This window comes from Streptomyces nigra, assembly GCF_003074055.1.
Taxonomy (GTDB): Bacteria; Actinomycetota; Actinomycetes; order Streptomycetales; family Streptomycetaceae; genus Streptomyces; species Streptomyces nigra.
In genome coordinates, this window is sequence record NZ_CP029043.1 from 4,596,703 (window position 1) to 4,620,049 (window position 23,347).

The following is a 23,347-nucleotide window of genomic DNA, read 5'->3' on the forward strand; positions in this document are numbered from 1 at the left end:
GCGCGCCCTCCGATGCGCGATAGCCTGACCGGTGGATCTCTCGACGCCAAGAGATCGATCATCCTGACGTCCCGCACCCAGGGGCGGGGACGACCCACCGACAGCTGTCCTACGGAGAACGCCATGACCCGCACTCCCGTGAACGTCACCGTCACCGGCGCGGCCGGCCAGATCGGTTACGCCCTGCTCTTCCGCATCGCCTCAGGCCAGCTGCTCGGCGCGGACGTGCCGGTCAAGCTGCGGCTCCTGGAGATCACGCCGGCCCTGAAGGCCGCCGAGGGCACCGCGATGGAGCTCGACGACTGCGCGTTCCCGCTGCTCCAGGGCATCGACATCACCGACGACCCGAACGTCGCCTTCGACGGCGCCAACGTCGGTCTGCTCGTGGGCGCCCGCCCCCGCACCAAGGGCATGGAGCGCGGTGACCTCCTCGAGGCCAACGGCGGCATCTTCAAGCCGCAGGGCAAGGCCATCAACGACCACGCCGCGGACGACGTCAGGATCCTGGTCGTCGGCAACCCGGCGAACACCAACGCGCTGATCGCCCAGGCCGCCGCCCCGGACGTGCCGGCCGAGCGCTTCACCGCGATGACCCGCCTGGACCACAACCGCGCGCTGACCCAGCTCGCGAAGAAGACGGGCTCGACGGTCGCCGACATCAAGCGGCTCACCATCTGGGGCAACCACTCCGCCACCCAGTACCCGGACATCTTCCACGCCACGATCGCCGGCAAGAACGCCGCCGAGGTCGTCAACGACGAGAAGTGGCTGGCCGAGGACTTCATTCCGACCGTCGCCAAGCGCGGTGCCGCGATCATCGAGGCCCGCGGTGCCTCGTCGGCCGCCTCCGCCGCCAACGCCGCCATCGACCACGTGTACTCCTGGGTCAACGGCACCGCCGAGGGCGACTGGGTCTCCATGGGCATCCCGTCGGACGGCTCCTACGGCGTCCCCGAGGGCCTCATCTCCTCCTTCCCGGTCACCGTGAAGGACGGCACGTACGAGATCGTCCAGGGCCTGGAGATCAACGAGTTCTCCCGCACCCGGATCGACGCCTCCGTCAAGGAGCTCGAGGAGGAGCGCGAGGCGGTCCGCGCCCTCGGCCTGATCTGACGGTCCGACCCCGAGGGGTCCGACCCGACTCACCACCACCGGTCCCCGGACGGCGACAGCCGTCCGGGGACCGGTGCGTTCGGGGTTGCGCGGGAAACGTGAGGGCCGGGGGTGAGACGTCGGCTTCAGGTGACTGGTGTCACAGCGGTGTCCTATGCTGGTCGATCCTGGCCTGCTCAACTCCCTTGCTCCGCCACACAGTTGATCCATGGCCATGGATTCACGGACAGGAACGACTGCTTTGCGTCGGGGGGACGATCCATGACCCAGCCGCAGCTCCCGCCCCAGCGGGCGCCGGAGCCGAGAACCGGAGAACGCCGTCCGGTCGATCCGGCGCGGAGCGAGGCGTGCCGGCTGCTGTGCGCGGGGACGTATCTGCACGTCGGCTACCGGGACGCGGTGATCGACGAGCTGTATGTGCACCGTGAGCGGTTCGCCGCCCCCTCCTACGGTTTCGACGCGGCCCGGGTTCTCGCGCACGCCCTGCGCGCCCGCCGTCAGGAAGTGGCCTGGGCGGCCGGCATGGCCGGCCTGTGGGTGGTCGCGGCGGTCCTCACCAAGTGGCTGATCGTGATGGTGGTCTTTCCGATCCTCCTGATCGCGCTGGGCCGCCGGCTGGGCGGCAGCCGTGCCGTCGACAGGCAGCTTCCGCAGCACTTCGCCCTGATCCGTCGCCTCGTCGCCTTCACGCTGCGCTGGTACGGGCGTATCGACCTGTTCCGCCTGTACGGCCTTCTCATCCTGGTGCTGGTCGCCGGTGCCGAGGAGGCCGCGTCCGACGGGAGCGTCTCCGGCTCCTTCGGCACTTCCGGTGACGGTTTCCTCGACTCGTCGGGCAGCGGCGACTTCGGCTTCCCGGACCTGCTGGCCGGCGACTTCGCGGATCTCAACCGCTTCACCGCCGCGTGTCTGCTGGCCCTGCCGCTGCTGCTCGCCCTGCTCAGCGTGGGGCAGCGCGGTCTGTTCGCGCGCACCATCGCGGGCGAGCTGTCCAAGGAGCGCTTCCCGGATGTCGCCGGCGACCCGGCCGAGGCCGCGACCGGGCCGCGGTTCCGGGAACTGAGCCGGCGTGTCCGCCAGGAACAGCACGCGCCGCTGATCCTCTACGCGAAGTCCGATCCGTTCCGCGGCGCGGGCGTGCCGTTCGAACCGTGGTCCCTCTCGATCGAGCTGCGCCCCCGCGACACGCGTGACGGCGACTCGCCGATCGACGCCCTCACCAAGCCCGGGGCGGCGCCCGCGCCCGCGGAGCCGCTCGACAACGACACGGTCCTGCAGAAGATCCGACCGCTGCTGGAGGAACTGCGCGAGCCGTCGGCCCGCACGTCCCTGCAGGCGTCCGACGTCGTGATCGACCGGCTGCGCGAACTCGTCGTGGACGAGTGCGTGTTCCTGCCCGCGGAAGGGCTGCCGAGCCGGATGGCCTTCCCGTACACGCCGGAGACGTACGCGATGCACCGCGCCGACGCCGTCGAGGAGGGCGGCGAGCAGCGGCGGCACTTCCTGCGCGTCCGGGTCGGCGGCTGGGACGAGGAGATCGTCGTCACCGTGTTCGTCCGGGTCCACACGCAGGGCGGGATGCTGATGCTGGAGGTCGCGCCGCACGTACTGCCGCCCGTCGACCCGCTGTTCGCGACCGCCGACAGGACGGCGCACGAGCATCTGCACCGCGGCGGGTTCGGCCGCTACGTCTTCGCGCTGCTGCGCGTCCCGGCCACCACCGGCGAGGCCCTGCGCGTCCTGGTCCGCGCCGTCGCCCAGCAGTGGCGCCAGCTCACCGGCGTCCACGCGGACACGCTGCCGGACGGGCCCGGCGCCTCCGTGCGGGAACTGGGCGCGGACGACCGGGCGACCCTCTTCCAGGAGATGGACATCGCCCGCTATCTGAAGTCGGTACAGGACCGGATCGCGGGCGGGGTCCGTCAGGCGCTGTGGAACGCGGGGTACGACATCGCGGAGTTCGAGCAGAAGGTCACCAACGTGTTCAACAACAGCGGGACCTTCGTCGGCGGCTCGGTCCAGGGCAACGGCATCGCCATCGGCAGGGACAGCAAGGCCACCGCGCCGGCGGGCAAGCCGTCCGGGGCTCCGTCGGCACGTTCCGGCGGCGCGCCGAAGTAGCGGCGGACGCCGAAGCACCAGCAGACAACGGGAGGACGACATGAACCAGTCACCGGCGGGCGACGCCCAGGGCTCCGGCACCTATGTGGGGGGATCCGTCACCGGCAACGGCATCGCGGTCGGTGCCGGGGCGAGCGCCAGTTACACGTCGACGTCGGCCCCGGCCGACGAGTCGTACCAGGCGCTGCTCCAGGCCGTCCGCGAGCTCGGCGAGGACCTGAAGAGGTACCCGGTCACCCCCGAGACGCGGGAACTCTCCGCGAGCCTGGAGGAGACCGAGCGGCAGGTCACCACCACCGGCCAGGCCCAGCCGGGCGTCCTCACCCGGCTCCGTACGGCCCTCGAGGCGTCGGGCGGCGTCCTCGGCGCGATCACGTCGGCGACGGCCCTCGGCACGGCCGTGGCCGGACTCATCGGGGGCTGAACGATGGGGGGCCGGGGCGCCGGCGAGGTCCGGTGGAACAAGGAGACCCAGTCGTGGGTGCCGGTGGGCGCGGACGGTCACCCCGCCCCGCCCCCGCCGCCCGTTCGGCCACCCGGGACGGACGGCTCCGGCGGCGAGGCGCCGGGGGACCGGCACACGCCGGCTCCGCCCGGCCGGCCCCAGCCGCCCTCCGTACCGCCCGGTGCGCCGGGCGGCCGGCGCACCGGAGTCATCGCCGGCGCGGCCGTGGCGGCGGTCGCGGTCACCGCGCTGGCGGCCTGGCTCGCGGTCGGCGGCACGGGGGACGACGGCGACGACAAGGCGGGCGGCACCGCGTCGAGCACGTCCGCCACCTCCGAGGACGCCCCGACAGGGCCCTCGGACGCCACGTCCGACTGGGCCGAGCCGACCGACGACACGTTCTCCGCCGCGTCCGAGTCACCCGACGTACCGGCCGGCCACCGCCTGGTCGACGACCCCTCGGGCTTCACCACCGTGGTCCCCGAGGACTGGACCCGCAGCGAGCGCGACGCCGGGGCCGTCGTCTTCTACACCTCGCCCGACGAGCGCAGTCTGCTGCAGATCTTCGAGGTGGTCGAACCGGGCTTCACCCCCGACGAGGCCCTGGGCGAGGCCTTCAAGACCCTCTCCGAGCAGCCGGGCTTCACGGAGATCAGCCGCGGCCCCGTCCCCGGCGAGACCGATGCGAGCGAACTCGTCTACGAGTACGACAGCAAGGACCTCGGCGAGCGGGTCAGGGCCGTCGACCGGGTGTTCCGGACGGACGACGGCGGTCTGTACGCCATGGTCGTCCGCGGCACGACGGACGACTGGCCCACGAGCCAGGAGACCCTCCAGAACGCACGGTCGGCGTTCACCCCGAGCTGACGCCGGGCCGCCGTTTCTCGAACCCGCACCCGGCCCAGGCCGAGGTGGCGATGCGCTATGTCAGGTTATGGGCGGATCTCCAGTGACCCGGCGCACTTTCGTTCGCCGATCGCGCATGTAAGCGAGGGGTGCGGGCAGGTGCACTCGGTCCCGTGAGTGACCCCTGTGTGACGCATGGGTTCGTGACAGGAACGGAAGGCAACACCGATCATGGCGGACAGTACGGAACTCCAGGCACGCGGCACCATCCACGTGGGAGGGGAATGGCGCGGCGCCGTCTCCGGCGCGACGCGCGAGATCCTCGACCCCGCGGACGCGTCGCCGTTCGCCGTGGTCGCGGAGGGCGACGAGCAGGACGTCGACCTGGCGGTGGCGGCCGCGAAGCGCGCCTTCGACGGCGGACAGGGGGAGTGGCCCCGCACCCCGGTCGCCGACCGGGCGGCCCTGCTGCGCAAGGTCGCCGACCTGCTGGTGCGCGACCGCGAGAAGCTCGGCCTGCTGGAGAGCCGCGACGCCGGGAAGACCGTCGAGGAGGGGCGCGTCGACATCGACTGCGTCGCCGACGCCTTCCGGTACTTCGCCGACCTCGTCGCCGCCGAGGCCCCCGGCCGGGTCGTCGACGCCGGGTCCCCGGACCTCCACAGCGTCGTCGTGCACGAGCCGGTCGGCGTCTGCGCGCTGATCACGCCGTGGAACTACCCGCTGCTCCAGGCCAGCTGGAAGATCGCCCCGGCGCTCGCCGCCGGCAACACCTTCGTCGTCAAGCCCAGCGAGATCACCCCGCTGACGACGATCGCCCTGATCGACCTGCTCGCCGAGGCCGGCCTGCCCGCCGGTGCCGCCAACATCGTCACCGGCCCCGGCCACTCCGTCGGCGCCCGGCTCTCCGAGCACCCCGACGTCGACCTGGTCTCCTTCACCGGCGGCCTGGCCAGCGGCACCAAGGTCGCCCAGGCCGCCGCGCCCACCGTCAAGAAGGTCGCGCTCGAACTCGGCGGCAAGAACCCCAACGTGGTCTTCGCCGACGCCTGCGCCACCGACGAGGACTTCGACACCGCCGTCGACCAGGCCCTCAACGCCGCGTTCATCCACAGCGGCCAGGTCTGCTCGGCCGGCTCCCGGCTCATCGTCGAGGAGCCCGTACGCGACCGCTTCGTCGGCGAACTCGCCCGCCGGGCGCAGAAGATCCGCCTCGGCCGCGGCACCGCCGACGGCGTCGAGTGCGGCCCGCTCGTCTCCGAGCAGCAGCGCGACAAGGTCGAGGCGTACGTCGAGTCCGCGCTCAAGGAGGGCGCCGTGCTGCGCTCCGGCGGCCGGCGTCCCGAGCCGTCCGCGGACCGCCCGGCGAGCGGCTGGTTCTACGAGCCGACCGTCCTCGACCACTGCCACCGCGAGATGCGCGTCGTCCGCGAGGAGGTCTTCGGCCCGGTCCTCACCGTCGAGACCTTCCGCACCGAGGACGAGGCCGTCGCCCTCGCCAACGACACCGAGTACGGCCTCGCCGGCGCCGTGTGGACCGCCGACGCCGGCCGCGCCCGCCGGGTCGCCGGACGGCTGCGCCACGGCACCGTCTGGATCAACGACTTCCACCCCTACCTCCCGCAGGCGGAGTGGGGCGGCTTCGGCAAGAGCGGCGTAGGACGCGAACTCGGCCCCGCAGGACTCGCCGAGTACCGCGAGACCAAGCACGTGTACCAGAACCTCGCGCCCCGCCCGGTGCGCTGGTTCGCCGGCTGACACTTCGACCCCTTCTCGCCGTACGAGACGTCGCAAGCCCCTGGAGTACCCCCCTCATGTCCGAGAACACCCCTGTCTACGACTACGTCGTCGTCGGAGGTGGCACCGCGGGTTCGGTGATCGCCTCCCGGCTCACCGAGAACCCCGATGTCACCGTCGCCGTCATCGAGGGCGGCCCCAGTGACGTCGGCCGCGACGACGTCCTGACCCTGCGCCGCTGGATGGGCCTCCTCGGCGGTGAACTCGACTACGACTACCCGACCACCGAACAGCCGCGCGGCAACAGCCACATCCGGCACAGCCGGGCCCGGGTGCTCGGCGGCTGCTCCTCGCACAACACCCTGATCGCCTTCAAGCCGCTGCCGTCCGACTGGGACGAGTGGGAGGCGGCCGGCGCCGAGGGCTGGGGCGCGGTGCCCATGGAGGCGTACTACGCCCGGCTGAAGAACAACATCGTCCCGGTCGACGAGAAGGACCGGAACGCCATCGCCCGCGACTTCGTCGACGCCGCCCGGGAGACGCTCGGCGTCCCACGTGTCGAGGGCTTCAACAAGAAGCCGTTCACCGACGGCGTCGGCTTCTTCGACCTCGCCTACCACCCCGAGAACAACAAGCGCTCCTCGGCGTCGGTGGCGTATCTGCACCCCGTCATGGACGAGCGGGAGAACCTCACGATCCTGCTGGAGACGTGGGCGTACCGGCTGGAGCTGGACGGCACCCGCGCCGAGGGCGTGCACGTGCGGACCAAGGACGGCGAGGAGACGCTGATCCGGGCCCGCCGCGAGGTCGTCCTGTGCGCCGGCGCCGTGGACACGCCCCGTCTGCTGCTGCACTCCGGCGTCGGCCCGGCGCGGGACCTGACCGAGCTGGGCATCCCGGTCGCCCACGATCTGCCGGGCGTCGGCGAGAACCTGCTCGACCACCCCGAGTCCGTGATCGTCTGGGAGACCGACGGACCCATCCCGGACAACTCCGCGATGGACTCCGACGCGGGCCTGTTCGTGCGGCGCGACCCCGAACACCCGGGCCCCGACCTGATGTTCCACTTCTACCAGATCCCGTTCACGGACAACCCGGAGCGACTGGGCTACCAGCGGCCGGAGTTCGGTGTCTCCATGACCCCGAACATCCCCAAGCCGAAGAGCCGCGGCCGGCTCTACCTGACCAGCGCCGACCCGTCCGTGAAGCCCGCGCTGGACTTCCGGTACTTCACCGACGAGGACGACTACGACGCCCGCACACTCGTCGACGGCATCCGCATCGCCCGCGAGATCGCCGCGCGGGAACCCCTCGCGCACTGGATCAAGCGCGAGGTCTGCCCCGGCCCGGAGATCACCGGCGACGAGGAGCTCAGCGAGTACGCGCGCAAGGTCGCGCACACCGTGTACCACCCGGCCGGCACCTGCCGTATGGGCGCCGCCGGCGACGAACTGGCCGTCGTGGACCCCGAACTGCGGATCCGCGGCCTCGAAGGCATCCGAATAGCCGATGCCTCCGTCTTCCCGACCATGACCGCCGTGAACCCGATGATCGGTGTGCTCATGGTCGGGGAGGAGGCGGCGGACCTGATGGGAGGTGAGGCGTGATGAGTACGACCGCTCCCCTGACGCCTCGTGACGCGACACCCGAGACCCGCAAGCCCCCGACCGGTGAGCCGGTCTTCTCCGTCGACGGCCTGTGGAAGGTCTTCGGCCCGAAGGCGCACCGGGTCCCCGCCGACCCGGAACTCGCCGCGCTCCCGGCGGCCGAGCTGCGCGAGCGCACCGGCTGCACGGCGGCCGTGCGGGACGTGTCCTTCGACGTCCGCAAGGGCGAGGTCTTCGTCGTCATGGGCCTGTCCGGCTCCGGCAAGTCCACCCTGGTGCGCTGTCTGACCCGGCTCATCGAGCCGACCGCCGGCAGCATCGCCATCGACGGCGAGGACGTCCGCGCCATGGACCGCGGCCGGCTGCGCGAACTGCGCCGGCACCGCGCCGCCATGGTCTTCCAGCACTTCGGCCTGCTCCCGCACCGCACCGTCCTCGACAACGTGGCGTACGGGCTGGAGATCCAGGGCCTCGGCAAGGCCGCGCGCCGCGAGCGGGCCGCCGAGGTGGTGGCCAAGGTCGGCCTTCAGGGCATGGAGCACCGCAGACCGGGTCAGCTCTCCGGCGGTCAGCGCCAGCGCGTCGGGCTCGCCCGGGCGCTCGCGGTCGACCCCGAGGTGCTGCTCTTCGACGAGCCGTTCAGCGCGCTCGACCCGCTGATCCGGCGGGACATGCAGGAGGAGGTCGTCCGCCTGCACCAGGAGGAGGGCCGCACGATGGTCTTCATCACCCACGACCTGAGCGAGGCGCTGAAGCTCGGCGACCGCATCGCCCTCATGCGCGACGGCCGGGTCGTCCAGCTCGGCACCCCCGAGGAGATCGTCGGCTCCCCGGCCGACGACTACGTCCGTGAGTTCGTCCGTGACGTCCCGCGCGAACAGGTCATGACCGTCCGCACCGCCATGCGCGCCGCATCCGCCGACGAGACCGGCAACGGCCCGGCCCTCGCGCCGGACGCCACCGTGTCCGAGGCGATCGAGGCCGTGGCCCGCACCGGCTCCCCGGCCCGGGTCGTCGAGGACGGCCGCTGCCTGGGGGTGGTGGACCACGAACGGCTTCTCGGTGTCGTGGCCGGAACGGAGCAGCCCAAGGGGGCGGTCTGATGACGACCGTCACCGCCACCGCCGCGCGCCCCGCCGCGCCGGGCCTGCTCGCGCGCCCCGCCGTCCGCAAGCTCGCGGTGCTCGCCGTCGTCGCCGCGATCCTGGTGCCGCTGGCCCACGCCCGCTGGTCCAGCGGCAGCTGGCCGGCCGCCCTCACCATCGACGTGTCCGGGCCGCTGACCGACACCAGCACCTGGATCATCGACAACCGCGACAGCCACCCGCTGTTCCTCTACTTCTTCGGGCACATCAGCAACGCGGTCGTGCTCGCCGTACGGGGTGTGTACCTCGTGCTGCTCGCCGCGGGCTGGGCCGGTGTCACCGCCGCCGCGGCCCTCGTCGCCTGGCGTGTCGCCGGGTGGAGGCTGGCCGCCGGGACCGGCGTGGCGTTCCTCGCCTGCGGGTTCCTCGGCATGTGGGTGCCGACCACGCAGACCCTCGCTCTGATGGTCGTGGCCGTCCTCGCCTCGGTCGTCGTCGGCGCCCTGCTGGGGCTCGCCGCCGGACTGTCGGACCGCGCGGACAAGGTGCTGCGGCCCGTCCTGGACACCATGCAGGTGCTGCCCGCCTTCGCGTATCTGCTGCCCGTCGTGCTGATCTTCGGCATCGGCGTGCCCGCCGCCGTCCTCGCCACCGTCGTCTACGCCGCCCCGCCGATGGCCCGGCTCACCGCCCTGGGCCTGCGCGGCGCCGACAAGGAGGTCCTGGAGGCCGTCGAGTCGCTCGGCGCGACCGCGCGGCAGCGCCTGCTGACCGCCCGTATCCCGCTGGCCCGCAAGGAACTGCTGCTCGGCCTCAACCAGACGATCATGATGGCGCTGTCGATGGCGGTCATCGCCTCCGTCATCGGCGCGGGCGGCCTCGGTGACCGCGTCTACCAGGCGCTGGCCTCGGTCGACGTCGGCGCCGCGCTCGCCGCCGGCATCCCGATCGTGCTGCTCGCCGTCGTCCTGGACCGCGTCACCGGCGCCGCCGGGGAGGCCCTCGGCGAGGAGCCGCACCCCCACGGCCGGCGACTGTGGCTGGTCGCGCTGGCCGGTGCCGTCGCCGTGGCCGTCGCCGGTCGGCTCGTGGGCCGGCTCGACTGGCCCGACGCGTGGGTCCTGAACATCGCCGAGCCCGTCAACCGCGCCGTCGACTGGATGACCGCGCACCTCTACTCCGGTGTGCCCGTCGTCGGCGGCACCGCCGACTGGGCCGGCCGCTTCACCACCTGGGTCCTCGACCCGGTGCGCGACGGCCTGCAAGGGCTGCCCTGGTGGGGACTCCTGCTGATCGTCGCCGCCCTGGCCTGGCTGATCGGCACCTGGCGCACCGCGCTGACCGCCGTCCTCGCCCTGGCCGCGATCGGTGTGCTCGGCGTGTGGAAGCCGTCGCTCGACACGCTCTCCCAGGTCCTCGCGGCCGTCGCCGTCACCCTGGTCGTGGGCTTCGCGACCGGTGTCGCGGCCGCCCGCAGCGACCGCTTCGAACGGCTGCTGCGCCCGGTCCTGGACGTCTTCCAGACGATGCCGCAGTTCGTGTACCTCATCCCGGTCGTCGCCCTGTTCGGTGTGGGCCGGGCCCCCGCGGTCGCCGCCGCGGTCGTCTACGCGCTGCCCGCCGTCGTCCGGATCACCACGCAGGGCCTGCGCCAGGTCGACCCGGCCGCCCTGGAGTCCGCCCGCTCGCTCGGCGCGACCCCGGCGCAGCAGCTCCGCCAGGTCCAGCTCCCGCTGGCCCGCCGCGCGCTGCTCCTCGCCGTCAACCAGGGCGTCGTCCTGGTCCTCGCCGTCGTCATCATCGGCGGCCTGGTCGGCGGAGGCGCGCTCGGCTACGACGTCGTCTTCGGCCTCGCGCAGGGCGACCTGGCGACCGGTCTGGTGGCCGGCGCCGCGATCGTCTGCCTCGGCCTGATGCTCGACCGGGTGACCCAGCCGACCGAACGCCGCGCGACGAAGGGAGCCTGACATGGGTCCGCGCATCCGTACGACGGCCCTCGGGGCCGCGGTGTCCTCGCTGGCGCTGCTCACCGGCTGCGGCGCCGCCGACATGACGAAGCAGGCATCGCCCTTCGCCAACGCCGAGGGAGCCAGGACCGTCACCCTGTCCGTGCAGTCCTGGGTGGGCGCCCAGGCCAACGTGGCCGTCGCCCAGTACCTCCTGGAGCACGAGCTCGGCTACCGCGTCGACACCGTGCAGATCGACGAGGTGCCCGCCTGGGACGCGCTCAGCCAGGGCCGGGTCGACGCCCTCCTGGAGGACTGGGGGCACCCGGACGAGGAAAAGCGGTACGTCGAGGACAAGAAGACGATCGTGAACGCCGGCGACCTCGGCGTCACCGGGCACATCGGCTGGTACGTCCCGACGTACTTCGCGAAGGCCCACCCGGACGTCACCGACTGGAAGAACCTGAACAAGTACGCCGACCGGATGCGTACACCGGAGAGCGGCGGCAAGGGCCAGCTGATGGACGGCTCACCGTCCTACGTCACCAACGACAAGGCGCTGGTGAAGAACCTCGACCTGGACTACCAGGTGGTGTTCGCCGGCTCCGAGGCGGCCCAGATCACCCAGATCAAGCAGTTCGCCAAGGAGAAGAAGCCCTTCCTGACGTACTGGTACTCGCCGCAGTGGCTGTTCGAGAAGGTCCCGATGACCGAGGTGAAGCTGCCCGAGTACAAGGAGGGCTGCGACGCCGACCCGGAGAAGGTCGCCTGCGCCTACCCGCACACCCCGCTCCAGAAGTACCTCAACGCGGACTTCGCCAGGAGCGGCGGCGACGCGGCCGCCCTGCTGAAGAAGTTCAGGTGGACGACCGAGGACCAGAACGAGGTCTCCCTGCTGATCGCCGACCGGAAGATGTCGCCGCAGGAGGCGGCGAAGAAGTGGGTGGACGCCCACGAGTCCGACTGGAAGAAGTGGCTGCCCTGACGCGAACGGCACCCTCGCACCGGCCGAGGCCCGGCCTGATCCCCTCACGGGGGATCGGGCCGGGCCTCGGCCGCTCGCGGATCAGCCGTGCTGTCCCGGCCGGTAGTGGCCCGGCGTCAGGCGGCAGGTCACGCCGAAGCGGTTCCAGGCGTTGATCACCGTGATCGCGGCGATCAGCTGGGACAGCTCCGCCTCCGCGAAGTGCTTGGCGGCCCGCTCGAACACCTCGTCCGGCACGAACCCGTCCGTGAGGACCGTGACGGCCTCCGTCAGCTCCAGCGCCGCGCACTCCTTCTCCGTGTAGAAGTGCCGGGACTCCTCCCAGGCGGCGAGCTGCACGATCCGCTCGACGCTCTCCCCGGCCGCGAGGGCGTCCTTGGAGTGCATGTCCAGGCAGTAGGCGCACTGGTTGAGCTGGGAGGCGCGGACCTTGACCAGTTCGAGCAGCCGGGGGTCGAGGCCCTTCCGGGCGGCGGCGTCCAGGCGGACCATCGCCTTGTAGACCTCGGGGGAGTGCCGCACCCACTCCAGACGGGCGGGCTGTTCGGCGGCATAGGGCTCGGAGGTGGTGTCCGTGGTGGTCGGCGTGTTCGTCATGCCTTGAATCTAGGTGCGAGGCAGCCCAGGAGTATGGTCCATTTCCATGGCGGAACGCTGGGCCACTTTCGGCATCGACCTGCACCTCGACCCCACCGGACCCGGACTGCGCCGGGGCCTGACCGACGCCCTGCGCGAAGCCGTCCGCACCGGCCGGCTCGCCCCCGGCACCCGGCTGCCCTCCTCCCGCTCCCTCGCCGGTGACCTCGGCATCGCCCGCAACACGGTCGCCGACGCCTACGCCGACCTGGTCGCCGAGGGCTGGCTCACCGCCCGGCAGGGGTCCGGCACGCGGGTGGCCGACCGTCCGGTGATCCCGCCGCCCGGCACCCCCGTCCGCCCCCGCCCGGAGGGCTCCCGCCCCGCCCACGACCTGGTCCCCGGCACCCCCGACCTCGCCGCGTTCCCGCGCGCGGAGTGGCTGCGGGCGGCCCGCCGGGCGTTCCTCGCCGCCCCCAATCAGGCCCTCGGCTACGGCGATCCGCGCGGCCGCGCCGAACTGCGCACCGCGCTCGCCGGCTACCTCGCCCGCGCCCGGGGCGTACGCGCCGACCCCGAGCACATCGTGGTGTGCTCCGGCTTCGTGCACGGCCTGCGGCTGCTCGGCCAGGTCCTGCGGGCACGCGGCGTCCGCACGGTCGCCGTGGAGTCGTACGGTCTCGCACCGCACCGGCGCCAGCTGACGGCGGCCGGCCTCGCCATCCCGGCCCTGCCCTTCGACGAGCGCGGCACGGACCCGGGGGAGCCGCCCGCCGACGCGGGGGCCGTCCTGCTCACCCCCGCCCACCAGTTCCCCATGGGCGTGCCCCTGCACCAGAGCCGCCGCACCCCGGTCGTGGAGTGGGCCCGCCGCACCGGCGGACTCGTCCTGGAGGACGACTACGACGGTGAGTTCCGCTACGACCGCCAGCCCGTCGGCGCCCTCCAGGGCCTGGCCCCCGGCCATGTCGTCTTCCTCGGCACCGCCAGCAAGGCCCTCGCCCCCGGCCTGCGCCTGGCCTGGATGGTGCTGCCGCCCGCGCTGGTAGAGGAGGTGACCGAGGCCAAGGGCGGCTCCGACACCTGCGGCGTGCTCGACCAGCTGACCCTCGCGGAGTTCCTCACCTCAGGCGCCTACGACCGGCACGTCCGCGCGGCCCGTCTGCGCTACCGGCGCCGCAGGGACGCCCTGGTGCGGGCCCTCGCCGAACAAGCCCCCGACATCCCCGTCACCGGCATCGCCGCCGGCCTGCACGCCGTCCTGCGCCTCCCGCCCGGCACCGAGGGCACCGTGGTCCAGGCGGCCGCCTGGCAGGGCCTCGCCCTGCACGGCCTGGGCTTCTACCGCCACGAACAGGCCCTGACCGACCCCCTCGACGCCCTGGTCGTCGGCTACGGCACCCCACCGGACCACGCCTGGGCGGGCACCCTGGAGGCCCTCTGCCGGGTCCTGCCCTGAACCGCGCCCGGCCCGTACGCGCCCTGCCCCTGGATACGCCATCGGCCCGCACGCTCCCCGCCGCCACGCGTACCCGGCCTCGCGCAGAGCACCACCCTCCGGCACCTGCCCCCGGGCGTAGTTCTCCGCCTTCCGCCCCCTCGCACCGCCCGCGCGCTGGATGCTGGACCGGCCCGGCGCCGGGACGCGGCACCGGGAAACGACCTCGGGGGAGGGGTTGTGACCGACACGGCCATGCACGGGGGGAGCCGGGCGGGGACCGCCGACTTCCTGGGGCGGACCGGCGAACTCGCCGCACTGCGCCGCTGCTACGAGGAGGCCGCGAAGGGCCGGCCCCGGCTGGTCGTGGTCGAGGGGCCCGCCGGCATCGGCAAGACCGCCCTCGTACGGCACTTCGTCGACGGCACCGCGCGCGGCGGTGTCCTCACGGCGGCCGGCGAGGCGAACGAGGCGGCCCTGCCGTACGGCGTCCTCGACCAGCTCCTCGGCCGACCCGTGCGCACCGACCCGCTCACCGCCGGGGCCACGCTCCTGGAACCCCTCGGTGAACTGCAGGGCTCGCATCCGGTCGTCCTGGTCGTGGACGACGCGCACTGGGCGGACGCGCCGTCCCAGCACGCCCTCACCTTCGCGCTGCGCCGCCTCGACGCCGACCGGGTGCTGTGCCTGATGGTCGTGCGCGACGTGGACGACCTGGGTCTGCCCGACGGGCTGCGCCGCATCCTCACCGACGACCGAGCCCTGCGACTGCGGCTCGGCGGACTGGGCGTGAGGGACGTCGCCGGGCTCAGCGCCCGCCTCCTCCCCGAGCCGCTGGAGCCGGCCGCCGCGCTCCGGCTGCACCGCCACACCGGCGGCAACCCGCTGCACTGCCGGGCCCTGCTGGAGGAGGTGCCCGCCCGCACGCTCCGGTCCGCCGACGCCGCGCTGCCCGCGCCGCGGTCGTACACCCGCCTCGTACGGGACCGGCTGGCGCGCTGCGACCGGCCCGCCCGCGACCTGGTGCGGGCCGCCGCCGTGCTGGGCACCCCGTGCGCCCTCGCCCGGGCCGCCCGGCTCGCCGGCGTCGGCGACCCGCCTGCCGCGCTGGCCCAGGCCCTGACCCACGGTCTGCTGCGGGAACTGCCCCAGGCCGGCGCCGTCACCGTCGCGTTCCCGCACCCGCTGATCCGCGCGGCCGTGTACGACCGGCTCGGCCCGGTCCGCCGTACGGCCCTGCACACGAGGGCGGCGCAGGCCGAGGACGACCCGTTCACCCGGCTGCACCATCGGGCGCGGGCCGCGCACGGCCCCGACGAGCGGCTGGCCGCCGAACTCGCCGACTGCGCCCGGCGGCGCGGCGCCCTCGGGCGCTGGGTGGAGGCGGCGCCCCTGCTGCGGTACGCGGCCCGGCTGACCGCCACCCCCGCGGACGCGGCGCGGCTGGACTGCGAGGCGGTCGAGGCCCTGCTGTTCGACGGCCGCGAGGAGGAGGCGCGGGGTGTGGCGGCCGCCCTCCCCGAGAGCACCGAGGAGGCCCTGCGGTGCTGCGTGCGCGGTCATCTCGCGCTGGTCGCCGGGGACATCGGGCGGGCCGCCACCCTGTTGGAGGAGGCGTGGCGGCTGCGCGTCCCCGGCGCCGACCCCGCCCTGGAGGCCCGGATCGCGGAACAGCATGTGATGGTCCACATGATGCGCGGCCTGTCCTCCCAGGTGTGCGCCTGGGCCGACCGGGCCCGGCAGCCCGGCGGACGGGCGCGCTGCGGGGGCACGCTGCGGTTCGTGCACCTGGCCGCGCTGGGGCACCTCGGCGCGTACGACACCGGGTTCCGGCTGGCCGAGGGGCTGCCGGCCGCCGCCCTCGTGGGCGCGAAGGACGTCGAACTCCTCATGGGCCGGGGCGCCCTGCACCTCTACACCGACCGCTGCGGCCGGGCCCGCCAGGATTTGGAGCGGGCCGCCGAACTCGCCCGTCAGGGACCGGTGCCGCTGCGGGTGATCGCGCTGGCCGTCCTGGCGAAGGCCGAGTTCCGGTGCGGGGCCTGGGACCCGGCGACGGCCCACTGGGAGGCGGCGTCCTCCGTCGCCGCCGACCTCGGGCAGCGCTGGTTCGCGCCGGTGATCCACGCCGAGGCCGCGCTCCCGCTCGCGGCCCGCGGCGACCTGGAGGGCGCCGCCCGTCATCTGCGGCTGGCCCGGGCGAATCCGGTGGTCCGGGAGTCGGCCATGGTCGAGGTCTTCGTGGCGTACGGCCTTGGCTGGCTGGCCTTCGTCCAGGGCGACCCCACGGCCGCAGTGGACCGCCTGCTGCCTCTCCTCGCCCATGAGGAGCTCGACTTCACGGCCGAGCCGGCGTGCGTGCCCTGGCGGGACCTCCTGGCCGACGCCCTGGTGGCCGCCGGCCGCCTCGACGAGGCGGAGGAGGTGCTGACGGCCCTGCACACCCGTGCCGTACGCCGCTCCCGGGCGTCGACGCTGGTGGCCGTCTGCCGGGCGCGCGGCACCCTGCACGCGGCCCGCCGGGAGCCGAAGAGCGCCCGGGACGCCTTCACCGAGGCCCTGGAGCGGTCGGCGGCCCTCGACCTGCCGTTCGAACGGGCGCGCGTCGAGCTCGACTTCGGCGCTTTCCTGCGGCGCACCGGGCGCCGGACCGCCGCCCTGGACCGGCTGACCGCGGCCCGGGCGGCGTTCGACGAACTGGGCGCCGTGCCGTTCCTCCAGCACTGCGACCGGGAACTGGCCGCCTGCGGAGCCGCCCCCCACGGCACCGCGAGCCCCCGGCACGGACTGACCCCGCAGGAACTCGCCGTGGCCCAGCTCGCGGCGACCGGGCTGACCAACCGCCGGATCGCCCGCGAGCTGGTCCTCAGCGCGAAGACCGTCGAGTACCACCTGAGCCATGCCTACGCCAAGCTGGGCATCCGGTCCCGGGTGGAACTCGCCGCCCGGATCGTCCCTAGCGCGGAAGCACCTGGAACAGCGGGCTGATCGCTGAGGTCGCCCCGATCTTCTTGTTGCCGTAGAGGACGGTCGCGTACGCCTGGAGCAGGTGCCCCTTGTGCGCCTGGAGTTCGGCACTGCTCACGACGAACTCGAAACGGCCCGGCAGGTCCGGCCAGTGGGCGTCGCCGAACGAGCCCTCCACCAGACCGGGCTGAGCGGCGCCCGCCACCTGTGCGAGAACGGCCGTGCCGTCGGAGAGGTCGCGCAGGGCGAGCGTCACCGTGTACTTCCCCTGCCCGTCGTGCAGTGTGTCGCCGGCCTCCGCCTCGACCACGATCTCGCCGTCCGTCTTCGGGTCCAGCGTGATGTCCGCGATCGCGCCCTTGGGCTCGCGGCTGAACACCCGGACGATCTGTGCGTCGTTCGGTCCCATGACTACCCCCTGGTTCGCTCCGGCCGCCTGTCGGCCGGTACAGCGGAACGCTAGGGACGGTGGCCCTCCCCGGGCCTCCGGGAAGCACCCGGGGAAATCCCCGGGTCCTGTGGAGGCGGTGCCTCCCCGAAGCGGGCCAGGGCCAGCGCCCCCGCCACCGACACCAGGAAGCCGAGCACCGCCAGCCAGGCCAGGCCCTCCCGGGTGCGGTCGCCCAGCCAGACCACGCCCACCAGCGCCGGGCCGACGGTCTCGCCGATCACCAGGGCCGCCGTGGCCACGGTCACCGAGCCGCGCTGGAGCGCCGAGGTCAGGGCCAGGAACGCGGCCCCGCCGCCGAGCAGCAGCGCGTACGTCGCCGGGTTGGACAGCAGATGCCGGGGCGAGACCGAGTCGATCAGCCGTACGGACACCTCCACCACCCCGAAGCCGAACCCCGCCGCCAGGCCGAGCACCAGCCCGCGCCCCCGCTCCGGCAGCCGGCCCCCGGCCAGCCCCACGCACAGCACGGCCAGCGCCACCCCGAGCATCGCGAACTTCAGCGCGTCGGACCCCTCCTTGTCGCCCTCCGTCCCCGAGGCGAGGCCCAGCATCGCCAGACCGGCGCACACCACGGCCACCGCGCCCCACTCGGCCCGGCTCAGCCGCACCCGCAGCAGCCGGGCCGCGACGACCGCCGTGACGGCGAGACTGGACGCGAGGGCGGCGCTCACCGCGTAGATGGGCAGCGAGCGCAGCGCCACGACCTGCAGCACGAAGCCGAGTCCGTCGAGCCCGAGACCGGCCAGATAGCGCCACTGCCGCAGCGCGCGCAGCAGCACGCCCGCCTCGCCGCCCCCGCCTCCCTGTGCGCTCGCCGTCCGCGCGGCCATCGCCTGCAGCACGGTCGCCGCTCCGAAACAGACCGCCGCACCCAACGCACAGAGCATCCCTAACAGCACAAAGCGACTGTAGGGGAGGAGGGGAAACCCAGCCCCGCTACGACGGCGCGCCCGTCACCTCCCTAGGCTGTCCGCCTGACGAACCACGGACAAAACACGGACACGAACTCGACGGGGGAGACACACATGGCGGAAACACGACGACGGCTGCGGTCCAGCACGGTCGTCCTCGGCGGTATGGGAGTCATCGCCGCGGCCCTGACCTCGTGCGGCTCCGACCCCGACCGCCGCTGCGTCGACCGGGACAGCTACACCTACGAGGGCTACAAGGTCGTCGCGGACAAGAACTGCTCGGGCGGTTCCGGCTCCTCCAGCGGCAAGGGCCGCAAGACGTCCGGCCGCTCGGACGCCGCCTGGTACTACGACGCCGACGTGTCCCGCGGCCGCGCCGACTCCGGCACCTTCAGCCGCAGCGAGGCCGTCGACCGGGGCGGCTTCGGCTGCTCCGGCAGCGGCGGCGGCTGAGCGGAGGCGCCCCGATGCAGCGTCGCACCATCGAACCCCGCCCCGACTGGCAGCGGACGGTCGAGGAACAGGGCCTCGTCTACCCGCTGACCCGTCACCCCGACGGCTCCCTGCGCCCCTACTGGGACGAGAGCGCCTACTACGTCTTCTCCCTGGAGGAGGTCGAGGCGCTGGAGGAGGTCGTCGCCGAACTGCACCACATGTGCCTCGCCGCCGCCGACCACATCGTCTCAGCCGGCCGCTTCGCCGACCTCGGCATCACCGACCCGCGGGTCGTCGACGCGGTCACCGAGTCCTGGCGCCGGCGCGCCGAACTCCCCTCCGTCTACGGCCGTTTCGACCTGCGCCACGACGGCACGGGCCCGGCCAAGCTGCTGGAGTACAACGCCGACACCCCGACCTCGCTGGTGGAGGCCGCCTCACCCCAGTGGTTCTGGATGGAGGAGCGCTTTCCCGGCGCCGACCAGTGGAACTCCCTCCACGAACGCCTCGTCGAGGCCTGGCGGGGCCAGGCGCACCGGCTCCCGCCCGGCAGCCCCCTGTACTTCGCGTACTCCTCGGCCGACGAGCTCGGCGAGGACCTGATGACCGTCGCCTATCTCAAGGAGACGGCCGAGCAGGCCGGTCTGGACACCGGCTGGATCTCCATGGAGGAGATCGGCTGGGAGCACCTGTCGGGCCGCTTCGTCGACACCCGGATCCGGTTCATCCGCAGCTGCTTCAAGCTCTACCCCTGGGAGTGGCTGACCACCGATCGGTTCGCCGGTCACGTCCTCGACACCCTCGACAACGGCGGCGGCACGGGCACCACCCTGTGGATCGAACCCGCCTGGAAGATGCTCCTCAGCAACAAGGCCCTCCTCGCCGTCCTGTGGGACCTCTACCCGGACCACCCCAACCTCCTCCCGGCCTACCTCGACGGCCCCCGCGACCTGGCGGACACCACCGGCTACGTCGCCAAGCCGCTGCTCGGCCGCGAGGGCGCCGGCGTCACCGTCCACGAGAAGGGTGCCGCCGCCGAGGTGCGCGACGAGCCCTGCTGCTATCAGCAGCTGGCCCCGCTGCCCGTGTTCGACGGCAACCACGTCGTCCTCGGCGCCTGGATCGTCGAGGACGAACCGGCCGGCCTCGGCATCCGCGAGTCCTCCGGTCTCATCACGGACGAGTACGCCCGCTTCCTCCCGCACGTGATCCTCTGACGGCATCCCCGACCGCCCACGCCGGGCCCGCATGGTGGACGTGCGGGCCCCCGGCGCGGCCCGCCCGGTAGGCTGGCTCACGGGCCGTGACTGGCGCGCTGGGATGGACCAACCATCGGGGAGCGGCCCACTGGACCCCGTCCAGAGCGAGTGCCGTGCGCCTGGGCCGACCCGTGAACGCTGCACACGACGTCCGGAGGTCCCCATGCCAGCCGAGTCCCTTTCTCCCGAGTCCACCGCCTTCCGTGCCGCCCTCGACGTGATCCGCGCCGTCGAGCCGCGCGTCGCCGACGCGATCGGCCAGGAGGTCGCCGACCAGCGCGAGATGCTCAAGCTGATCGCCTCCGAGAACTACGCCTCCCCGGCCACCCTGCTGGCGATGGGCAACTGGTTCAGCGACAAGTACGCCGAGGGCACCGTCGGCCGCCGCTTCTACGCCGGCTGCCGCAACGTCGACACCGTCGAGTCCCTGGCCGCCGAGCACGCCAAGGAGCTCTTCGGCGCCCGGCACGCCTACGTCCAGCCGCACTCCGGCATCGACGCCAACCTCGTCGCCTTCTGGGCCGTCCTCGCCGACCGCGTCGAGGCCCCCGCTCTGGAGAAGGCCGGCGCCCGCCAGGTCAACGACCTCTCCGAGGCCGACTGGGCCGAGCTGCGGCGCGCCTTCGGCAACCAGCGCATGCTCGGCATGTCCCTGGACGCCGGCGGCCACCTCACCCACGGCTTCCGCCCGAACATCTCCGGCAAGATGTTCGACCAGCGTTCCTACGGCACCGACCCGGCCACCGGCCTGATCGACTACGAGGCGCTGCGCGCGTCCGCCCGAGAGTTCAAGCCGCTGATCATCGTCGCCGGCTACTCCGCGTACCCCCGTCTCGTGAACTTCCGGATCATGCGCGAGATCGCCGACGAGGTCGGCGCCACGCTCATGGTCGACATGGCCCACTTCGCCGGTCTCGTCGCCGGCAAGGTCCTCACCGGCGACTTCGACCCGGTCCCGCACGCCCAGATCGTCACCACCACCACCCACAAGTCGCTGCGCGGCCCGCGCGGCGGCATGGTGCTGTGCGACGACTCCCTCAAGGACCAGGTCGACCGGGGCTGCCCGATGGTCCTCGGCGGCCCGCTCCCGCACGTCATGGCCGCCAAGGCCGTCGCCCTCGCCGAGGCCCGCCGGCCCTCCTTCCAGGACTACGCCCAGCGCATCGTGGACAACTCCCGCGCGCTGGCCGAGGGCCTGACGCGCCGGGGCGCCACCCTGGTCACCGGCGGCACCGACAACCATCTGAACCTGATCGACGTCGCCTCCTCCTACGGCCTCACCGGCCGCCAGGCCGAGGCCGCGCTGCTCGACTCCGGCATCGTCACCAACCGCAACGCCATCCCGGCCGACCCGAACGGCGCCTGGTACACCTCCGGCATCCGCATCGGCACGCCCGCCCTGACCACCCGGGGCCTCGGCACCGCCGAGATGGACGAGGTCGCCGCCCTCATCGACCGTGTCCTCACCACCACCGAGCCCGGCACCACCAAGTCGGGCGCCCCCTCCAAGGCCGCGCACATCCTCGACGCGAAGGTCTCGGACGAGATCTCCCGCCGGGCCACCGACCTCGTGGCCGGCTTCCCGCTGTACCCGGAGGTCGACCTGGGCTGACGGCCCGGCGACCCGCCCGCGAGCTGTCCGCGACCCGTCCGGTGCCTCACCGGTCCAGGTCGATCAGCTCCTGACGCGGCTCCTCCCGCGGCGGTCCGGCTCCCTGCCGGGCCGCCGCGCGGCGTATCAGCGCCGTCCCGCCAGCGCCGGCCGCGACACCGACGGCGAGCCCGGCCAGCGCCCACCGGACCTCGTCCGCTTCCGCCCCGGCCCGCTCCCCGGCTACGGCCTCCGCCGTACCGTCCCCCGTCAGGCCGCTCCCTGCCGGTACGTCCTCCGCCCCGCCGAGCAGCCGCCCGCGCTCCAGCCGCTCGAAGACGGACCGTGGGGCGCGATGCCAGCGGATGTCGTCGTCCTCCACGTCCGGCGCGAGGTCCGAGCGCACCCAGGGGGTACCGTCGCCCGCCACGACCAGCTGGTCCTGGCGCCGCAGGGCCACATCCCCACCCGGCGCCCGGTCCGTCTGCGGCCAGCCGCCGATGCCCGTCAGCCCCCAGAGCACGGTGAGCCGGACCGGCGGATGGCGCCCCTCGGCCCACTCCCGGGGCACCCGCTCGGTCCCCGCGTAGGTGGGATGGAACAGCTGCCACAGCCGGGCGAAGTCCCGGTCACCGGAGTGCAGCGCCGTCGTCCGCCCCCCGTCGCCCTCGACGACCACCGCCACATCGGGCACATCCCGCACCGGCACCGGTGCCGCCGAGGCGACAGCCCCGGACTCGCCGGCCAGTACACCCGACACCACCGCACCCGACACCAGCGCGAGGACCACGGTCCCGAGCCGCCCCACGCCTTCCGCGCCCCACCGCCACGGCCTTCTCCGCCCCGCCTCCTTCACCCCTATGGCCCCCCTCGCCCGCCCCATGGCCCCCACGGCTCCCCTCACCGTCCGTCCCAGTCCGATGCCTGCCCGCCCCGCCGGGGCCCAGCTCACACGTCCCGCAGCTCCTGACGCGGGCCCGGCTCACCACGCAGCCGGTCCCAGGGCCGCCGGGCGACGACCGGGCGCAGCCCCAGCGCCAGCACCGCCCCGGCCACCGCGCCCGGCACGGCCCACCACCAGCCCGTACCGGCACTCGGCCCGGACGACGCCCGGGCGGCGGGAGAAGCCGAGGCCGCCGCCCCCGAGCCCGCAGCCTCCTCGGCTTCCGCCGCCGTGTCCCCCGTCTCGGCCGGCTCCTCGTACGCCCCCGGTGCCGAGGTCGGCCCGCCCGTCAGGTCCAGTTCGTCGAGCAGGGCGCGCAGCTCGCCCGGACGGGCGGCCCGGTACCAGGAGCCGTGCGTCTGCCGCTCGACGTCCGTCGTCCGGCGGATCCACACGTCCTTGCCGCGCGCCATCCGGTGGACCCGGTCGATGCGCCACGGCGTCACGTCGTGCACCATCCACGTGACGTTGATCTGGTCGGCCGCCATCAGCGACTCATCCGGCGGCTGCTCCCGGGACCCCCTGGCGGGGGTGCCGAGCAGCTTCTCCAGCGCGACGTACTCCCGGTCGGAGTAGTACAGCGCCGCCGTCCGCTGGTTCCCCGGCGCCGACAGGAGCACGCTCGTCGGTCCGCCGGCGGACGCCACGGGCGCCAGCCCCCACAGCAGCAGCGCACAGCCCGCGAGCAACGCCCCCGCCACACCCATGAGTCGGCGCCACGAGCCCCGCGGCCTGCCGCTCTCCGCTCCCCACATCCGAACCCCCAACCCGAATCCCACCCGAGCGGCCCGTCCCCGAGCCGCATGACACTTCTGGTACACCGCCCGCCCCCACCCGGTTCCCACCTCGGGCCCACCTTTTCCGGGCCCGACACCGGCACAGGCACCGCGC

The 23,347-nt window shown here is 73.5% G+C and carries 19 protein-coding genes and 1 riboswitch; of the genes, 14 read left to right on the forward strand and 5 right to left on the reverse strand.

Going from position 1 to position 23,347, the window contains the following annotated elements; translation table 11 throughout:
* The first annotated feature begins 123 nt into the window (after nt 1-123).
* The 9 genes from DC008_RS21435 to DC008_RS21475 all read left to right on the forward strand — a co-directional run bounded on the left by DC008_RS21435 (nt 124) and on the right by DC008_RS21475 (nt 11,885).
* The gene (locus tag DC008_RS21435) at nt 124-1,113 is read left to right on the forward strand and encodes a malate dehydrogenase (protein WP_108708335.1); all 990 of its coding nucleotides are present in this window, start codon (nt 124-126) and stop codon (nt 1,111-1,113) included.
* Nucleotides 1,114-1,374: 261 nt separating this feature from the next.
* Nucleotides 1,375-3,234 (forward strand): hypothetical protein, encoded by a 1,860-nt coding sequence (locus DC008_RS21440; protein ID WP_244221391.1) that lies wholly within the window; start codon nt 1,375-1,377, stop codon nt 3,232-3,234.
* A 40-nt stretch (nt 3,235-3,274) separates the two neighbouring features.
* A complete protein-coding gene (locus DC008_RS21445; RefSeq protein WP_108708336.1) occupies nt 3,275-3,658 on the forward strand; it encodes a hypothetical protein in 384 nt (127 codons plus the stop codon).
* 3 nt (nt 3,659-3,661) lie between these two features.
* A complete protein-coding gene (locus tag DC008_RS21450; protein WP_108708337.1) occupies nt 3,662-4,546 on the forward strand; it encodes a hypothetical protein in 885 nt (294 codons plus the stop codon).
* Nucleotides 4,547-4,756: 210 nt separating this feature from the next.
* Nucleotides 4,757-6,283 (forward strand): aldehyde dehydrogenase family protein, encoded by a 1,527-nt coding sequence (locus tag DC008_RS21455; RefSeq protein ID WP_108708338.1) that lies wholly within the window; start codon nt 4,757-4,759, stop codon nt 6,281-6,283.
* Between the two features lie 56 nt (nt 6,284-6,339).
* Nucleotides 6,340-7,869, forward strand: a complete 1,530-nt coding sequence (locus DC008_RS21460) for a GMC family oxidoreductase (RefSeq protein WP_108708339.1) — start codon at nt 6,340-6,342, stop codon at nt 7,867-7,869.
* Nucleotides 7,869-8,972, forward strand: a complete 1,104-nt coding sequence (locus DC008_RS21465) for a quaternary amine ABC transporter ATP-binding protein (protein WP_164492341.1) — start codon at nt 7,869-7,871, stop codon at nt 8,970-8,972. The genes DC008_RS21460 and DC008_RS21465 overlap by 1 nt, the downstream gene beginning before the upstream one ends.
* A complete protein-coding gene (locus DC008_RS21470) occupies nt 8,972-10,921 on the forward strand; it encodes an ABC transporter permease (protein ID WP_108708340.1) in 1,950 nt (649 codons plus the stop codon). Before DC008_RS21465 ends, DC008_RS21470 begins: the two co-directional genes overlap by 1 nt.
* Before the next feature lies 1 nt (nt 10,922).
* Entirely contained in the window at nt 10,923-11,885 is a 963-nt protein-coding gene (locus DC008_RS21475) for an ABC transporter substrate-binding protein (protein ID WP_108708341.1), read from the forward strand.
* An 81-nt stretch (nt 11,886-11,966) separates the two neighbouring features.
* Here DC008_RS21475 and DC008_RS21480 read toward each other — a convergent pair whose 3' ends face one another.
* Nucleotides 11,967-12,482: a carboxymuconolactone decarboxylase family protein gene (locus DC008_RS21480; protein ID WP_108708342.1), complete on the reverse strand. Its 516-nt coding sequence runs from the start codon at nt 12,480-12,482 to the stop codon at nt 11,967-11,969.
* 46 nt (nt 12,483-12,528) lie between these two features.
* On the opposite strand from DC008_RS21480, the gene pdxR reads away from it, so the two are divergent.
* Together pdxR and DC008_RS21490 are read left to right on the forward strand one after the other, a co-directional pair.
* The gene (gene pdxR / locus DC008_RS21485) at nt 12,529-13,920 is read left to right on the forward strand and encodes a MocR-like pyridoxine biosynthesis transcription factor PdxR (RefSeq protein ID WP_108708343.1); all 1,392 of its coding nucleotides are present in this window, start codon (nt 12,529-12,531) and stop codon (nt 13,918-13,920) included.
* A 219-nt stretch (nt 13,921-14,139) separates the two neighbouring features.
* A complete protein-coding gene (locus DC008_RS21490; RefSeq protein ID WP_108708344.1) occupies nt 14,140-16,887 on the forward strand; it encodes a helix-turn-helix transcriptional regulator in 2,748 nt (915 codons plus the stop codon).
* Here DC008_RS21490 and DC008_RS21495 read toward each other — a convergent pair.
* Nucleotides 16,856-17,275 (reverse strand): hypothetical protein, encoded by a 420-nt coding sequence (locus DC008_RS21495; protein WP_108708345.1) that lies wholly within the window; start codon nt 17,273-17,275, stop codon nt 16,856-16,858. The genes DC008_RS21490 and DC008_RS21495 overlap by 32 nt on opposite strands.
* Before the next feature lie 50 nt (nt 17,276-17,325).
* Nucleotides 17,326-18,204 (reverse strand): DMT family protein, encoded by an 879-nt coding sequence (locus tag DC008_RS21500; RefSeq protein WP_244221392.1) that lies wholly within the window; start codon nt 18,202-18,204, stop codon nt 17,326-17,328.
* A gap of 138 nt (nt 18,205-18,342) precedes the next feature.
* On the opposite strand from DC008_RS21500, the gene DC008_RS21505 reads away from it, so the two are divergent.
* From DC008_RS21505 to DC008_RS21515, 3 genes are all read left to right on the forward strand, one after another.
* A complete protein-coding gene (locus DC008_RS21505; protein WP_108708346.1) occupies nt 18,343-18,681 on the forward strand; it encodes a hypothetical protein in 339 nt (112 codons plus the stop codon).
* A gap of 14 nt (nt 18,682-18,695) precedes the next feature.
* On the forward strand, nt 18,696-19,880 hold the full coding sequence (locus tag DC008_RS21510) for a glutathionylspermidine synthase family protein (protein WP_108708347.1): 1,185 nt from the start codon (nt 18,696-18,698) through the stop codon (nt 19,878-19,880).
* Between the two features lie 76 nt (nt 19,881-19,956).
* A riboswitch (ZMP/ZTP riboswitch) is annotated at nt 19,957-20,054 on the forward strand.
* A gap of 31 nt (nt 20,055-20,085) precedes the next feature.
* Nucleotides 20,086-21,534 (forward strand): glycine hydroxymethyltransferase, encoded by a 1,449-nt coding sequence (locus DC008_RS21515; protein ID WP_108708348.1) that lies wholly within the window; start codon nt 20,086-20,088, stop codon nt 21,532-21,534.
* 46 nt (nt 21,535-21,580) lie between these two features.
* Here DC008_RS21515 and DC008_RS21520 read toward each other — a convergent pair whose 3' ends face one another.
* Nucleotides 21,581-22,321: a hypothetical protein gene (locus tag DC008_RS21520; RefSeq protein WP_425276547.1), complete on the reverse strand. Its 741-nt coding sequence runs from the start codon at nt 22,319-22,321 to the stop codon at nt 21,581-21,583.
* 140 nt (nt 22,322-22,461) lie between these two features.
* Nucleotides 22,462-23,163 (reverse strand): type III PLP-dependent enzyme domain-containing protein, encoded by a 702-nt coding sequence (locus DC008_RS35260; RefSeq protein WP_123954020.1) that lies wholly within the window; start codon nt 23,161-23,163, stop codon nt 22,462-22,464.
* Between the last annotated feature and the right edge of the window lie 184 nt (nt 23,164-23,347).

What these genes read in the sequence shown, in the direction of transcription:
- DC008_RS21495 (WP_108708345.1), bottom strand. Translation starts at nt 17,275, where the DNA reads ATGGGACCGAACGACGCACAGATCGTCCGGGTGTTCAGCCGCGAGCCC.
- DC008_RS21440 (WP_244221391.1), top strand. Translation starts at nt 1,375, where the DNA reads ATGACCCAGCCGCAGCTCCCGCCCCAGCGGGCGCCGGAGCCGAGAACC.
- DC008_RS21455 (WP_108708338.1), top strand. Translation starts at nt 4,757, where the DNA reads ATGGCGGACAGTACGGAACTCCAGGCACGCGGCACCATCCACGTGGGA.
- DC008_RS21445 (WP_108708336.1), top strand. Translation starts at nt 3,275, where the DNA reads ATGAACCAGTCACCGGCGGGCGACGCCCAGGGCTCCGGCACCTATGTG.
- DC008_RS21450 (WP_108708337.1), top strand. Translation starts at nt 3,662, where the DNA reads ATGGGGGGCCGGGGCGCCGGCGAGGTCCGGTGGAACAAGGAGACCCAG.
- DC008_RS21435 (WP_108708335.1), top strand. Translation starts at nt 124, where the DNA reads ATGACCCGCACTCCCGTGAACGTCACCGTCACCGGCGCGGCCGGCCAG.
- DC008_RS35260 (WP_123954020.1), bottom strand. Translation starts at nt 23,163, where the DNA reads ATGGGTGTGGCGGGGGCGTTGCTCGCGGGCTGTGCGCTGCTGCTGTGG.
- DC008_RS21505 (WP_108708346.1), top strand. Translation starts at nt 18,343, where the DNA reads ATGGCGGAAACACGACGACGGCTGCGGTCCAGCACGGTCGTCCTCGGC.
- DC008_RS21470 (WP_108708340.1), top strand. Translation starts at nt 8,972, where the DNA reads ATGACGACCGTCACCGCCACCGCCGCGCGCCCCGCCGCGCCGGGCCTG.
- DC008_RS21515 (WP_108708348.1), top strand. Translation starts at nt 20,086, where the DNA reads ATGCCAGCCGAGTCCCTTTCTCCCGAGTCCACCGCCTTCCGTGCCGCC.
- DC008_RS21465 (WP_164492341.1), top strand. Translation starts at nt 7,869, where the DNA reads ATGAGTACGACCGCTCCCCTGACGCCTCGTGACGCGACACCCGAGACC.
- DC008_RS21510 (WP_108708347.1), top strand. Translation starts at nt 18,696, where the DNA reads ATGCAGCGTCGCACCATCGAACCCCGCCCCGACTGGCAGCGGACGGTC.
- DC008_RS21480 (WP_108708342.1), bottom strand. Translation starts at nt 12,482, where the DNA reads ATGACGAACACGCCGACCACCACGGACACCACCTCCGAGCCCTATGCC.
- DC008_RS21475 (WP_108708341.1), top strand. Translation starts at nt 10,923, where the DNA reads ATGGGTCCGCGCATCCGTACGACGGCCCTCGGGGCCGCGGTGTCCTCG.
- DC008_RS21500 (WP_244221392.1), bottom strand. Translation starts at nt 18,204, where the DNA reads ATGCTCTGTGCGTTGGGTGCGGCGGTCTGTTTCGGAGCGGCGACCGTG.
- DC008_RS21460 (WP_108708339.1), top strand. Translation starts at nt 6,340, where the DNA reads ATGTCCGAGAACACCCCTGTCTACGACTACGTCGTCGTCGGAGGTGGC.
- pdxR (WP_108708343.1), top strand. Translation starts at nt 12,529, where the DNA reads ATGGCGGAACGCTGGGCCACTTTCGGCATCGACCTGCACCTCGACCCC.